The organism is Flintibacter sp. HCN-6482, from assembly GCF_037892565.1.
Classification (GTDB): Bacteria; Bacillota; Clostridia; order Oscillospirales; family Oscillospiraceae; genus Lawsonibacter; species Lawsonibacter aceti.
Genome location: NZ_JBBKBK010000002.1, coordinates 385,962 through 400,022 on the forward strand (window position 1 = coordinate 385,962; position 14,061 = coordinate 400,022).

Here is a 14,061-nt window from a genome sequence, read left to right on the forward strand (position 1 = left end):
TATCATGCGCTTTTACCGCCTAATGGGAAGCGACTTTCAGATTTTGGACGGAGAGAAAATCACGCATGTGCCCCTGCCGGGACCACTGGCGCCCGGCGTGTATGCCCACTTAGTGGGCGGAGAGCGCTATGCGGCCATAGGGAATTCCCGAGCCACTGCCGAAGGGCTGAGATATGTGCCTGAGGAGGCCCACGGCCTTTGGCTTTATGACCAGCAGGAAGGACAGCTACTCACAGTTCCCATCAAGGTTACAAAAGAGGACTGCTTTACCGCGGATTCGATTATGGGACCGGGGAATACGCTGTATTTTAGCGACGGGAATAGCTTTTGGCGTTGGAGATTGGGGGAGCGGCAGGGGGAGAAGCTGGTTCGCTTTCAACAGGCCAAAGGGGCCCCTATGGGACTGGGGATCAGTCCGGAGGGTCGGTACCTGTCTTACTATAAATACCGCTCCGGAAACAAGGTGCTGCACCTATATGATCTGGATACCGGAGAGGTTCGGGATACGAAATGCTCCATCTTTCATTACCATTGGCTGGATGAAACAAGCGTGGTATATACCAAGTCAAGTGGGGTGAAGGCACTGGATATAAAAACCGGCAGATGCACCACGATACTTCGAGGTTACAGAGATATCCTGCGGTGGGGAAGCGCCCCGGATATCCTGGCTCCCTTTGAGCGGGAGAAGGAGGTGTGGGAAGAGATGGACCTGCTGGGGATTAGCGGGGGGCGTCTGTGGTTTAGTCTGAGGCTGTGCTGCCCTCGGGAGGCAGCTTTAAGGTCTGGTTCTGAAAGAGAGCCCTTCCACCACGGGATATGGTCCTCGGCTGTGAATGGGAGCCAGCCTAGATTCCACTTTGAGTGCCCACAGATATCCAGCAGCTCCAGCGGGCCGGTGTGGACCGGAGACTGTTTGACCTGGTCGGACAGCGCTGGCGCTTATCTATATGATGGCCGCCAGCTGCGGGAATTTTTCGGCTGGAAGCCCCTGGTGGGGTATCCTGATTTCTGACATAAAAACGCCGCCTGGGAAAAACGAGGCGGCGTTTTTGAGCGTTTATGCTGTCGGAGGTGTCGGTTCTAGTCGAGAGTCCCGGCTATATAGGATCTTCAAAAAGATGGGGGTGATGATAGCAGACACCAAAATCAAGATGATAACACTGGTGAAGAACATGGAATTGAGAAGGCCCAGCAGTAGCCCCTTTTGGGCCACAATCAAGGCCACTTCGCCCCGGTTCATCATACCGACACCGATCTTGAGGGAGTCTCTGCCGGAGAAGTGGCATAGACGGGCCATTCCGCCGCAGCCGACCACTTTAGACAGCAGACCGACCACAAGGAAGGCGAGGGTAAACAGAAGGAGCTTAGGATTCATCTCGCCCACATCGGTACTTAAGCCGATGGAAGCAAAGAACAGGGGGCCAAAAATGATATACGAGTTAATGTCCATCTTGCGCTCGATATAGGGGGCGTCTTGCAGATTGGATAACACCAATCCGGCTACATAGGCGCCGGTGATATCGGCAATTCCAAAATACTCCTCGGCAATATAGGACATTGCCAAGCAGAAGGACAGAGCAAGGATGGGTAACCGCCTGGTCTGTGGGTGACGAGCATCCATTCGATCAAAGAACTGATAGATTAGATAACCTACCACGGCAGAGAAAAGGAAGAACATCAAAGTTCCCCAGGCTACCATGAACAAAGAGGAATCGGGATCTTTCAGGCCGCTGATGAGGGTCAAGACGATAATGCCGAGTACATCGTCAATGATAGCGGCTGACAGGATAGTGGTGCCGACCTGCTCTTTTAGATGGCCAAGCTCCCGCAGAGCCTGCACGGTAATAGATACAGAGGTTGCGGTCAGGATACAGCCAATGAACAGCGCTTCATAGAACAGATTTCTCTCTGAGTTGTCCCCGCCATAAAACAGCAGGAAAAGGCCCGTACCCGCAACTAGGGGGAGCAGAACGCCGGAAGTGGCGATAGCAAGGGCCTTGGGGCCGCTGCGCAGAAGTTCTTGGGTGTCAGACTCCAGACCGGCCGAGAACATGAGGAGCACAACGCCAATCTCGGCCATTTGGGTCAAGAAATCGGAGGGCTGGACCAGACCAAAGACACAGGGCCCAACCAAAAGACCAGCTACGATCTCGCCTACCACACTGGGGACTTTCAGCCTTCGCGCGCACAGGCCGCAAAATTTGCCAGCCACCAGAATGATGGCGATATCTTTGAAAATTGTATAAGAGTCCATAAAATACCTCCTGTGCAAAGAGGCGGGCCACAACTATCATATCCGACGGACCGTCTTTACCGCCGTAAGGCCGTTACCTGTTTTGCAGACAAATCATAGGCTTAACTTTCGAAAAAGTCAAGGGAGCAAGCGTTCAGATTTCGTTCATTTTTTAATTTAAAAATGTGAAGTTTGCCATAGGGGATATCGATTTTGACTTGCATACCCATTGACATTTTATCGAGTGTTGTGTATCATTGTCTAGTATCAGTTTCTTATATGCGGGCATGATGGAATTGGTAGACATGTGAGATTTAGGTTCTCATGGAGCGATCCGTCGGGGTTCGAGTCCCCGTGCCCGCACCACGTCGGAGCAAACGTCATATCGTTTGCTCCGACTTTTTATAAAAGTCAGAGCGCACTCATTTTGTTGCTCCTCCTTTCCAAACCGGACCCGCTTCGTTGGGCTCCGGTTTGGGGCCGCCCTGCGGGCGGCTTTTTCATTTTATTCCAAAGTTCACCGCGCGCATTCTGCTGCTCCTCGCTTCCGAACCAGACCCGCTGTCGCTGGACTCCGATTTGGTGCTGCCCTATGGACGGTTGTTTTTCGTTTCTGTCCTAAATATCGATTTTGCCCATCCTTTGCACGTGGGAGCACACTTATTTTGTTGCTCCCCCTCTCCAAATTACAACCGCTGCGCTGGGGCGTGATTTGGTATCGCCGCTTCGTGGCGCTTTTATTGGGTACATGGAGATATCGAGTTTAACCGTCCTTTACGCATCGGGGCAAGCTGTATATAGCTTGCTCCAACTTTCCTGAGAAAAATCAGAGCGTACGCACATTGATAGATAAGATGGTCAAAACAGTAAATTTCAAAAAGTCTTAGATATGGAGTTTCACCCGTTACAAAAGTTTACAAAAATTTTATGGACGATATCGTCTATAAATGCTATAATCCAAACTTGCGGACGATGCCGTCTATAAATCTCAAGAACAAAAGGGGATACCGCCAATGGAACTTCTGCTGGATGTATTGAGGCTGCTTGTTTCGATATTGATTGCGTTTTTAGCTGGAAATCTGATCGCAAAGGGAAAACTGCCTTCTATTTTGGGCTGGTTAATTGCTGGGATGTTACTTGGACCTTACGCTCTGGGTTTACTGGGAAACGGTATCCTGGATGCGCGGTGGTTTGAGATGTTAAAGAGTGTTTTTGAGTGTACCTTTGGCCTGATGATCGGCACAGAGCTCATCTGGAAAAAGATGAGAAAAGCTGGCTCTCAGATTGTTATTACTACAGTGACTGAATCTCTTGGTACTTTCCTGGTGGTCAGTTTGGTATTTGGAGTTATTTTTTTGGTGGTGGATATCCCGCTGTATTTGGCGTTTGTGTTCGGCGGGATCGCATTAGCTACAGCTCCAGCCCCCTCTTTATCTGTTGTGCGGGACATGAAGGCGGATGGACCTGTGACTAGGACACTGATTCCTATGGCAGCTCTAGATGATCTGGTGGGTGCCTTAGTTTTCTTTCTAGTCATCGCTTTTGTGTCTGCCCATATTTCCACCCAGGGGATTCCAGTGCCCGTGGTACTCTTTTTAGTGTTCCTCCCAGTGCTGCTTGGAATGATTACCGGGTTTATCACTGGAGAGCTGTTGAGAATGACCCACACTCAGAACAGCACGTTGTCTGTCGTAATCCTGATGCTCCTGGTCTCTGTGGGGATAGGGGCTGCCTTAAACAGCCTGCTGCCAGCCCCGGTGATTAACTTTATGCTGATTGGAATGTCTTTTTCCACTGTTTTCGCCAATATGGTCTCGGAGGAAAAGCTGAAAGGGATCATGAAGGTGATGGATCCTATCATCGGGGTTGCCATGATAGTGGTCATTCTGAGTTTGGGCGCACCTCTGGACTACCATTTGATTTTCGGCGCCGGAATTTATACAGCGGTCTATATTGTGGCCCGTGCCATCGGAAAGTATCTCGGCGCCTATTTTGGCGCTTCGGTCACCCATGCCCCCAAACCGGTGAGAAAATACCTGGGCTTTACACTGTTGCCGCACTCTGGAGTGTCACTGGTGTTTACTGGTATCGCAGTGTCTGTGTTGGCAGGACCGGCACCAGATTGCGCGGCTATTGTGCAGGGGACTATTGCGGCCGCGGCGGTTATCAATGAACTGATCGCGGTGTTTATGGCCAAAAAAGGCTTTGAGTGGGCAGGTGAGTTGGGCAGAGCGAAGAAAACGGTGTCTCCAGTGGAAGGGGGAGCTGGAGCATGACTCAAAAGGAAAGGCAAGAACGGAGTAGGCGGGAAATACTCCGTGCGGCACGAGAAGAATTTGGGAGCCATGACTATGGTCAGGTGACCATGGAAAGCATTTGCTCTGGACATGGGATATCCAAGGGGATGATGTATCACTACTACGCAAACAAAGACGAATTGTTTCTGCTCTGTGTCCAGGATACATTTTTATCGCTGAGAGCCTATGTAGAACGAGAGGCTGAGAAATTGGCCGGGCAGAAAAATTTTGACGCGATAAAAAAATATTTTATGATCCGGGAATACTTTTTTCAACTGGAGCCCAAGCACAAGCGCGTTTTTGAAAACGCCATGCTTCGTCCACCGGAACAGCTTAGAGAACAAATACAGATTCTACATAGACCGCTGGAGGAGATGAATCGGCGTTTTTTGAGAGTAGTCGTGTCTGGGATGAGGCGGCGCCCAGAACTGAAGGAGGAGCAGGTAAATCGTTATCTGGAGAGTATCGTCTATACCTTCAGTGATATGCTGCTGCGAGGCCGCACTTTGGAGGATATCCATGCTATGCTGGAAGCCACAGAGGAGCTGCTGGATATGATCTTATTTGGTGTGTTTCAGCAGGCGGATGCCCCAAGCAGGGAGCAAAAGACAGAGCAATGATACGCGGTTAAATGGGAACCGGTTTATATATAGATAGGGGGGCGACAGAGTAGGTCTGTCGCCCCTTAGGATGTCAAATGAAAAATGGAAAAAGATTATAATAGCCCTAAACCTTTAAAGTCGTTTAGGAGTGCATTATATACCAGGAGCAGCTCTTTCTGTGGACTATCAGCAAGGTATGAAAGCTGGGCTAGAGCGATAGGGTGGAATATACTGGTTTGTACCTCTTGAGTGTCCAAAGAAATAGTATTGCAAATCAAATCCAGTTGATTTTCTCCCTCTGTAGGTTGGAGGAAAAGAAAAAAGTAGTCATATACTAAATTTCCGTTGACAATCAGAGATTCTGCCGGCATAGTAACATCTACTGTACAGCCCTCCCATCTATCTAAAATAGGAAGGTCAGACAACTCATGGAAGGCTGATCCATCAAAAGAAATAGCAGTAATAGAACTCAAGCTGCCATGGGTAACATGAAGGCGGAGGGAGGGTGCGGGAATGGACATGGCGACTCCCTCTTGTTGAATATCATATTGATAATGTGTGTTGACAGCTTCTAAAGTGTAAGAAAGTGGTTCTGCACGGCGAGATCGATCGTCTTCATTTTGAGAAAGGCGAAGTTGGCTCCAGGTAAATACAAGACCGAGAATTGTCCCTAAAATAGCCACATAGGTCTCTAATATAGTGATATAAGTCCTATGCTTTGAAGCTGCCCTTGAATCTGACGATATAGGTGTCTCCTTGATACTCATATACGCAAATACTCCTCCATCTTTTCCCGAAGATCATTGTAAATAAAATGAGTGTGGTCATAGTCCCAGCGGAGATAGGATTGGATTTCCTCTATGGTATCCCCATGAATCAGGCCATAGGCCATAAGGCGGGTATCAGGACCTAGGTGTGCCAAATAGTCATGGAAACAGACACTGTTTTGGAAGTCGCCATGGCGGGAATGCTGCAATTCAATGAGGGGAGTAGGGATATCATACCGTGCCGGTTGGTCTGCAGAGGTATATTTATAGCGCCAAATATTGGTACACTTTTGTTCTTTTGCAAGCGCGTCCCAGATGATATGATAGGCCCGCATCCATCCAGGGGAATTGGTACGGGAAAAGGAAAGAGGTCGTTCCTGGTAGGCGGAGAGAAAGGCGACCCAAGCGCACTGATACAAATCTTTGTTTTGATGAGGGAGATGGAAGAAATCGAAGATCTCCCAGATGAAACCGTCGATGAATCGATATCCACGGAGAGAAAAACTCTTTTTTTTACGTTTCATACTTTCCTCCTAGTTTTAGAGGCTCTTGGAGGGGGACTTAGTTTAGAAATGGATGGGGGTTGAGGTAACTCATCACAGCAGCCAACCCAGGCTTGCTGCTCGGTGTTCCACTCTAACGTATACAAAACAGGTAGTGATAGACCGAGCTGCTCCAGATGCTCAACGAGAGCTGGCTGCATGATGTGCCCACCTTTAGGAGAAAAACGGATATTAGGCGATTCGTTGGGATAAAGCGCAAACAGACAGCCATCAGGGCTAAGTTTCGCCCGAAACGCTCTCTGTTCTCCTACTGCTTTTTTCAGAGCTCCGTTCATAGAAACGCTCCCTTTTGCGGAGATGGAGATTCGCGGGGTGTCATAATAGGGGTGGGATATTGGTATATCCCGCAGGGTCGTGAAATCAAAGCTTGAGAAGTTCATAAATATTCACCTCTAAGAAAGAATATAAAGATGATATACCTCTTTTAAACGGATTTAAAGTGTGAAAAATGAAGAATATTTTTTAGAAAAACGGCGAAAATGTATCATAATTGGAAGTTTAATTAGACAAAAAAGAGGTATATAATAAAGCTTTATTTATGAATAAAATGGATAAAAATGGATAAAAATGGATGGAAGAAGGCGCATTCAAATCATGGAGCGTAAGTGCGGCTCTGTACGGCCAGACAGAGTCCAAATGGACCGTATAACAGATGGAGACATAGATTGACAATTTCTAGTTGCCATGTTATTCAACAAAAATGCTGAATAAAGGAAAGACTACCTTTTATTTTGGTGCTGGCTGCTTACTGGAATTTTGATTGCCCCGCACACTCTCTGCTTATTGATAAGAGGTACCATGGATACGCAGTGGTAAGGTATCAAAGAGTGTTTTATCTTTGTCTCGATGATGGGTACAGAGATCATCTGGAAACAGACGAAAAAAACGGCCTCTCAAATTATGGTTACTACGGTAACGGAGTCCCTTGGCACTTTCCTGATGGTCAGCCTGACATTATTAGTTTTTGACGGCGGATGCCTAACAAGGATTCCCGGAATAACAGAGCGTCTTCGACAAAAAGTATGACATTTCTGTAAAAACGGAGGTTTTCCCCTTGCGGGATATATGGTTTGTTGATATAGTACTGTCTACATCCCAGGAGAAAGATAGTAGCTTAAAGTGGCTTGGAGAAAGGAACTAGTATGGTGAAAAGCTCCGTATTGCGTTGTTGTCTAAAAGCGCTTCCGTTTCTGCTGATTCTACTGTATATACTGGCCGTGGTGGTGCCGTACATAGAGCATAAGGAGGTTTCACCAGAGTATCGAGCTGCTTTTGAAGACCGCCGATTTTATGGGACAGGCGTCGGCCCGGAGCGGGCGGCCTATATTGACAACAATAAGGATGCACTGTTCTGCCGGATGAATCTGATTGGAAACGCGAAGGAGGAGATCATCCTCTCGACCTTCGATTTCAATGGGGACAGCAGCGGGACAGACATGGTCTCGGCCCTTTTCTGTGCCGCGGAAAGAGGAGTTCAGGTCCGTGTGCTGGTGGACGGCGCCAGCGGTTTTTTGGATGTGAAGAAGGATCCGGTATTCAAGGCGCTGGCCGGCCACAAAAACGTGGAACTGAAAATTTATAATCCGATTGACTTGCTCCAGCCCTGGAAGCTGCAGGCGCGGCTCCACGATAAATATTTGATCGTAGATCGAAAGGTCTACCTTCTGGGCGGCAGAAATACAACGGATCTGTTTTTGGGAGAGCAGCCCTCTGTCAAGCCGAACATCGACCGGGAGCTTCTTGTGATGCGGTCTGGACAGGATCCAGAGGACTCGCTGTATCAGCTGGTGAACTATTTTGAGTCGGTTTGGGCGCTTCCGGACAGCAGACTGTTTCAGGGCCGCCTTGGAGAAGAAGACCGGCAGCGAGAGGAGGAGTCGTTACGCAGCCGGGAGCGGGCTATGAGGGCGGCAGAGCCAGAATTATTTGTCCCCGTGGACTGGAGGGAGCGTACATTTGAAACCGGGCGGATCAGCCTTTTGACAAATCCGATCCAGGCGGAAAATAAGGAGCCCTGGATGTGGTATTCTCTCAACCGGCTGATGTCTCAGGGGAAACAGGTGATCGTTTATACCCCTTATATTATTTGTGGGCGGGAGATGTATCATGATCTGGAGCGGCTGACCTCGGGGGGCACAGAGATTCAGATTATTACAAACGATGTAGCCAGTGGCGCAAATCCCTGGGGATGTACCGACTATCTGAACCAACGGCGGAAAATCTGGGATACGGGCGTACAGGTCTATGAGTATATGGGGGAACATTCCTGCCATACAAAGGCTATGGTAATTGACGATAGACTCAGCGTAGTCGGGTCGTACAATATGGATATGAGAAGCACCTATCAGGATACGGAGCTGATGCTGGTGGTGGATTCTCCCAAATTGAACCGGATGATTCGGGAAGAGGCCGAGCGCGATCAGACGTACAGTAAGACAATGAGAGAGGACGGAGAGTATCAGTATGGGGAAAAGTATGTGCCGAAGGAGTTGAGCTTTGGGAAAAAGGCGTTCTATCTGGTCCTGCGGGTACTTACCATCCCGTTGCGGAGATTTTTGTAAAATAATAGTCTGGGCAAAGAGGCAGAACGGAATTCGGATTGACAAGGACGGAACATCATTTTATAATGACAAAAAAAGCATCATGACCTCGTGTCTGCTTTGGGCAGAGGCGGGGATGAGGGAATCCGGTGAGAACCCGGAGCAATACCCGTTGCCGTATGCGGGGGAGGCTGTCGTTCATGGCGTGAGCCGGTCATTGGGAGCGATCCTGAGAAGGCGGAGCGACAGGCGCGGAGCGGTGCTCCACACCCCACAAGCCGGAAGACCTATGGTGTTTATATGACAGGGCATTGGTATGCCCAAATGCACCGCGGGAAAAGTCGGCCGCGGCAGTCCTGTTATGGTCTGCCGCGGCCGTTTTTTATATTATTTGAGTTTTGAATGAGAGAAATGGAGGAGATTTGATGAGGAAAATAAGGACAAGGGCCTTGAGCCTGCTACTCACCCTGGTCATGGCGCTGGGCCTGCTGCCGGGGACGGCGTGGGCGGCAGAAAATGCTGTGGACGATTCTGTAAACATTAGTTCTGCGGAGGAGCTAAAAGCGTTCCGGGATCGGGTCAATGGCGGGGAGCGAACTCTCTCCGCTGTGCTGACGGCTGACATTGATTTGGAAAATGAGGAATGGATACCGTTTAATCCGCAAAATGGCTATGTCACCAGCGCCTACGCCGGTACCTTTGACGGAGCTGGACACACTATCAGCGGACTGTCCATCAACGACAGCAGCACGAACGGCGTTGGACTGTTCGGCACCGTGAACAGCGCGACGATTAAAAATCTGAAGGTTGAAGGAACGGTGTCAGCAACCAAGAGTGGTTATGTTGGTGGCATTGTTGGCAAGACCAACGGCACTGTCACCATCGAGCGATGCTCCTTTTCTGGCAGCGTCCAGTCTTCCAAGACCGGAGTAAATGCGGGGGCCGGCGGCATCATTGGGCGGGTCAACAGCGGATCTGTGTGCGTCTCAGGCTGTGCCAACACCGCAGACATCAGAGGCGGCGCGGCGGCGGGCATTCTAGGCTATTGCTCCGCCAATGGGACAAGCATTGAAAATTGCTATAGCACCGGCACGATCTCCGGTTCCAACAGGGCCGGGGGTATCGTCGGGCAGGTATATTCAACTACCCCGATTCGCAACTGCTTTACCACATCGGATGCCATCAGCGGCTTCAACGGCGAACTGTTCAACTGCTTTGACAACTCTGATCTTCCAATCGACGCTTCTCTGCTGGGCGATGCCTTCACCACCGATGCAGAGGGTAATGTAATCCTCGTCTGGCAGGCTGGGAATACTCCCAAGCCCCCCGAGCCCAGTATTTCCATCCGCTCTACCAACGGCGATACAATTTGGGTACAGACGGGCGGCGGCGACAAAAATGATACCATTCTCTATGTAGACTATCAGAATATGGGGGACGAGACCCCAGAGGTCCAGTGGAGCTTTTCCGCCAGCAATGAAGGGGCGGCCGCATGGGTGGAAACCACCCAGGACAGCGATGTGAAAGGCTATGTGGTCACCGCCGGCAAGGGCGGCGTGGTGAATGTAACAGCCACGGTGACCTACGATGGGGAGGAGTACACAGATGACTATACCCTGACGGTGATCCCGCATTTTACAACTGTCACCATTCAAAATATAAGTCAGCCCGGCGCGGTGGCCGTAGGGCAGACGGTAGAAGCTGCCCTTAACATCGAGGGCGGCGGCACCTATTCCCCGGAACAGTATCCCGGACTGGAGATGAAATATCAGTGGTACAAGTATGAGCCTATGGCCGCATATCCCACCTCTCATCCAATCGCCGGGGCCACGGAAGCCACCTATACCATTTCGGAAGATGATTTTGGAGCAGAAGACCAGAAATATAAAATCGGGGTTGAGATCACCTGCGGCGGCAGGGTGATTCACAGCTGCCAGGATCACCAGGCAACCGTCCGTACTGCCGACCACGGCAAGCTGTACCCGGTGGCCTATCAGGAAAATAGACTGCCTGACGAGATCAAAGAGGATACCAAGCTGGAGTTTCCCGCTGTGGTCACAGAAAACGGGATTACTGCCCAGATCCAGTGGGGCGGGTTTAATGATGTGATCGCGGCAGACGGTACCGTCATCCGCCCAACTCAGGGGACGGTGACTGTAACTCTGTCTGCAAAATATACATACAACGATGCTTTCTACAATACGTTGTACAAAATTGTAGTTTGGTCCGACACCGCCGCAGATGAGGACAAACAAAATGAACTGCAGCACGCCATTACCGCCCTGAGCGACGATTACAGGCTCTGCCCGGTCTACGACACGGACACCAACCTCAACCGCATGGTGTTGGCCGATCTGGCGGAGAAGGGCTTTGATGACATCACCGTCTCCGTCGCGTCTGTCACCGAAGTCTACGGAGGGGCAGGTATTGGCGATAACGGCGACATCACTTATTTTTATAAGGACCCCAATACGGTTCCGGCCGTCAAATTTGGAAGCTGCAAGGTGGCCTTTACGCTGGAGAAGGATGGGGCGGCCGCCACGCTCTCCGATGTGCCGGTTATCCTTTACTGGGATGCAGCCAAGGTCAGGGCGGCTATGAGCGAGGAGATCATGAGCCAGGTCACCCTTTCCTCCATCGGAGGCGGAGACGGCTTGGCTGTCACCGAAAACCTCACCCTGCCCAAGGTGGTGGACAAGAAATACTGGACCCAGATATCCTGGGAGTCTGACAACGAGGAAGCTATCTCCATCGGCAGAGAAAACCAGAATACTGCCGACACGCTCTTTAACCCCTATGTAGGTGTGGTACGCCGCGGGGAGGAAGATCAGACCGTTATCCTCACGGCCAAATTTACGTTCCAGTATACCAACGATGTCATTGGCGAGGAAGCCCCCATTGAACTTGTCAATACATTTGAAGTGACCGTTCCAGCTATGGACGGGGATCAGTATGCCGAAATCGAACAGGAGCTGCTAACCAAGCTGGACCAGGGCTTCGCGGCTAAGGGCCTCTCCGACGCCCTGACCGGTGAGAGGCTGACTCCGGACGAGGGCGGCGTCTACACAGCCATCAACGATATCCAGCTGCCCACCACACGGGACTTCGGCGTAGACGGAAAGTATATGCCTGTCACCCTGTCCAGCGATCACGAGGAGGTCATCCAGTCTCCGGGTGTGAACAATGCCGCCCGGCTCTGGGTGTACCGCCCCGGAGTGGGGGAGGAGCCGGCGAAGGTCATCATAACGGTCACTCTCCACGACGACGAAACCAGCGTCACCGCCGCCCGGTCCTTTACCATCGAGGTCCCCGCCCTGACACAGAAGGAGATCGATGACGAGCTGGCGCTGATGGAGAAGGTCAAGGCCAACTACTTCAACGGCATACGGGGAGAGAACAAGGCCATCGACAACATTACCACCGACCTGTCCCCCTTCCAGGAGGTCTATGAGGAGAACGGCGAGTTGGTCTGGGTCCGGGATATGAAGGACATGAAGGGCTATGGCATCGTCCCCACCCCCATCGAGGGGTGGGAGGAACTGGAGGCCTGGCGGCTGTTCAAATCCAGCAACCCCAATGTCATCAGCCACGAGAACCTGTTGGTTACCCGGCAGGAAGAACCTAAGAACGTCGTCATCACCAGCTATCTGTCCAGCGAAACGCTGGGCAAATACGGTGAGCTGTACCAGCGCGATACCGTGAAATATGCGAAGTATGCTGAACTGGCCGACCTGTATTACCAGGAGGTCACCGCAGATACCTCCCAGGCCGTCGCCGCGTTTGCCGCCAGAGCGGCGGTAAATGAGGCCGTCCTGCCCGGCCTGAAGCTGCTGGTTCGGGGCACCGCGGACCCCACCAGCACCACAGCAGTGGTGGACACCATCGACAACGTCACTTTCTCCCTGTCCGGCTTGGATGGCGAGGAGTGGATCGGAACTACTGCCCTGAGTGGACTGAGCGAGACCTACACAGTCTACGATGTGTTCACCGAGATGCTGGATGAGTACGGCTACACGGCGGAGCGAAGCCGCGGCACCTACATCGTGTCCATCTCCGGCCCTCGGGGTTCCCTGCGGGAGAAGGAGCATGGCGAGGACTCCGGCTGGATGTATCTGGTAAACGGAGAATTTCCCGACGTGTACATGGGGAGCTGCTCCCTCCACAGCGGGGATGAGATTCAGGTGTTTTACACCGAGGACGCCAGCAAGGTGGACCCGGATTACCACCGCCCCTCAAGCGGCGGAGCTTCCGGCGGGAAGGGGGAATCGGGCCAGACTTCCGTTGAGGTGGAGGAAAATAAGTCTGACGGCACCTACACTGTTACCCTCCCCGAAGACAGCGAGGGCCTCCAGAGGGTGGTCATTGATCAGGCGGAGGAAAACAAGCTGGTGGTCATCGTCCACGCTGACGGCAGGGAGGAAGTGGTGAAAAAGTCCCTGATCAGCGATGGAAAGGCCGTCTTCCTGTTGGAGGAGGGGGCCACTGTGAAGCTGGTGGACTATGAGAGCGCCTTCTCCGACGTGGCGGACGGAGTTTGGTACAGCTCGGCGGTGGACTTCGTGGCGGGCCGTGGGCTGTTCTCCGGCGTGAGCGAGGACCAGTTCTCCCCTGGGCAGACCTTGAGCCGGGGGATGCTGGCCACGGTCCTCTTCCAGTTGGAGGAGCCAGAGAAAAAAACAGCGGACCTTCCCTTTGCCGATGTGGCGGAGGGAGCCTGGTACGCCCAAGGCATCTCCTGGGCCGCTGGGGAGAACATCATTTCCGGTTATGGCGACGGCCGTTTCGGACCGGACGACCCCGTTACCCGAGAACAGCTCGCCCTGATGCTGTTCCGTTATGCTGAAACACTGGATATGGTCACCAGCGGGCGGGATACGCTGACCAGTTTTACGGACAGCGGCTCCGTGTCCGCTTGGGCACGGGAGGCGGTGGCCTGGGCAGTGGACAGCGGCATCCTAAGCGGACGTCCGGACGGGACACTGGCCCCTGGAGGCACCGCCACCAGAGCCGAGGCGGCTGTGATGCTCCGTCAACTGGTTGCCCTGATGCTGCGGTGACG

General features: G+C 51.8%; 9 protein-coding genes, 1 tRNA gene and 1 riboswitch. Of the genes, 7 read left to right on the plus strand and 3 right to left on the minus strand.

Annotated elements, in window-relative coordinates:
• Positions 1–4 precede the first annotated feature (4 nt).
• Positions 5–1,012, plus strand: coding sequence for a hypothetical protein (locus WKS99_RS06855; RefSeq protein ID WP_186853006.1), 1,008 nt, complete (start codon positions 5–7; stop codon positions 1,010–1,012).
• 45 nt (positions 1,013–1,057) lie between these two features.
• Here WKS99_RS06855 and WKS99_RS06860 read toward each other — a convergent pair whose 3' ends face one another.
• Positions 1,058–2,254, minus strand: coding sequence for a cation:proton antiporter (locus WKS99_RS06860; protein ID WP_186853005.1), 1,197 nt, complete (start codon positions 2,252–2,254; stop codon positions 1,058–1,060).
• Positions 2,255–2,514: 260 nt separating this feature from the next.
• Here WKS99_RS06860 and WKS99_RS06865 point away from each other — a divergent pair.
• The 3 genes from WKS99_RS06865 to WKS99_RS06875 all read left to right on the plus strand — a co-directional run bounded on the left by WKS99_RS06865 (position 2,515) and on the right by WKS99_RS06875 (position 5,150).
• A tRNA-Leu gene (locus WKS99_RS06865) sits at positions 2,515–2,599 on the plus strand.
• Positions 2,600–3,246: 647 nt separating this feature from the next.
• Positions 3,247–4,509: a cation:proton antiporter gene (locus WKS99_RS06870; RefSeq protein WP_186853004.1), complete on the plus strand. Its 1,263-nt coding sequence runs from the start codon at positions 3,247–3,249 to the stop codon at positions 4,507–4,509.
• Positions 4,506–5,150 (plus strand): TetR/AcrR family transcriptional regulator, encoded by a 645-nt coding sequence (locus tag WKS99_RS06875; protein ID WP_186853003.1) that lies wholly within the window; start codon positions 4,506–4,508, stop codon positions 5,148–5,150. Before WKS99_RS06870 ends, WKS99_RS06875 begins: the two co-directional genes overlap by 4 nt.
• Positions 5,151–5,245: 95 nt before the next feature.
• Here the strand turns inward: WKS99_RS06875 and WKS99_RS06880 are convergent, their stop codons facing one another.
• Both WKS99_RS06880 and WKS99_RS06885 read right to left on the minus strand, forming a co-directional pair.
• Entirely contained in the window at positions 5,246–5,899 is a 654-nt protein-coding gene (locus WKS99_RS06880) for a hypothetical protein (RefSeq protein WP_147571251.1), read from the minus strand.
• Positions 5,896–6,423, minus strand: a complete 528-nt coding sequence (locus tag WKS99_RS06885; RefSeq protein ID WP_340405638.1) for a hypothetical protein — start codon at positions 6,421–6,423, stop codon at positions 5,896–5,898. The genes WKS99_RS06880 and WKS99_RS06885 overlap by 4 nt, the downstream gene beginning before the upstream one ends.
• Positions 6,424–6,578: 155 nt before the next feature.
• On the opposite strand from WKS99_RS06885, the gene WKS99_RS13475 reads away from it, so the two are divergent.
• The 3 genes from WKS99_RS13475 (at position 6,579) to WKS99_RS06895 (ending at position 14,059) form a co-directional block, all read left to right on the plus strand.
• Complete coding sequence (locus WKS99_RS13475) at positions 6,579–6,833, plus strand: elongation factor P hydroxylase (protein WP_186853001.1); 255 nt, start codon at positions 6,579–6,581, stop codon at positions 6,831–6,833.
• Between the two features lie 771 nt (positions 6,834–7,604).
• Complete coding sequence (locus WKS99_RS06890; RefSeq protein WP_340405639.1) at positions 7,605–9,023, plus strand: phospholipase D family protein; 1,419 nt, start codon at positions 7,605–7,607, stop codon at positions 9,021–9,023.
• Between the two features lie 71 nt (positions 9,024–9,094).
• A riboswitch (cobalamin riboswitch) is annotated at positions 9,095–9,311 on the plus strand.
• Between the two features lie 116 nt (positions 9,312–9,427).
• Complete coding sequence (locus WKS99_RS06895; RefSeq protein WP_340405640.1) at positions 9,428–14,059, plus strand: S-layer homology domain-containing protein; 4,632 nt, start codon at positions 9,428–9,430, stop codon at positions 14,057–14,059.
• Positions 14,060–14,061 lie beyond the last annotated feature (2 nt).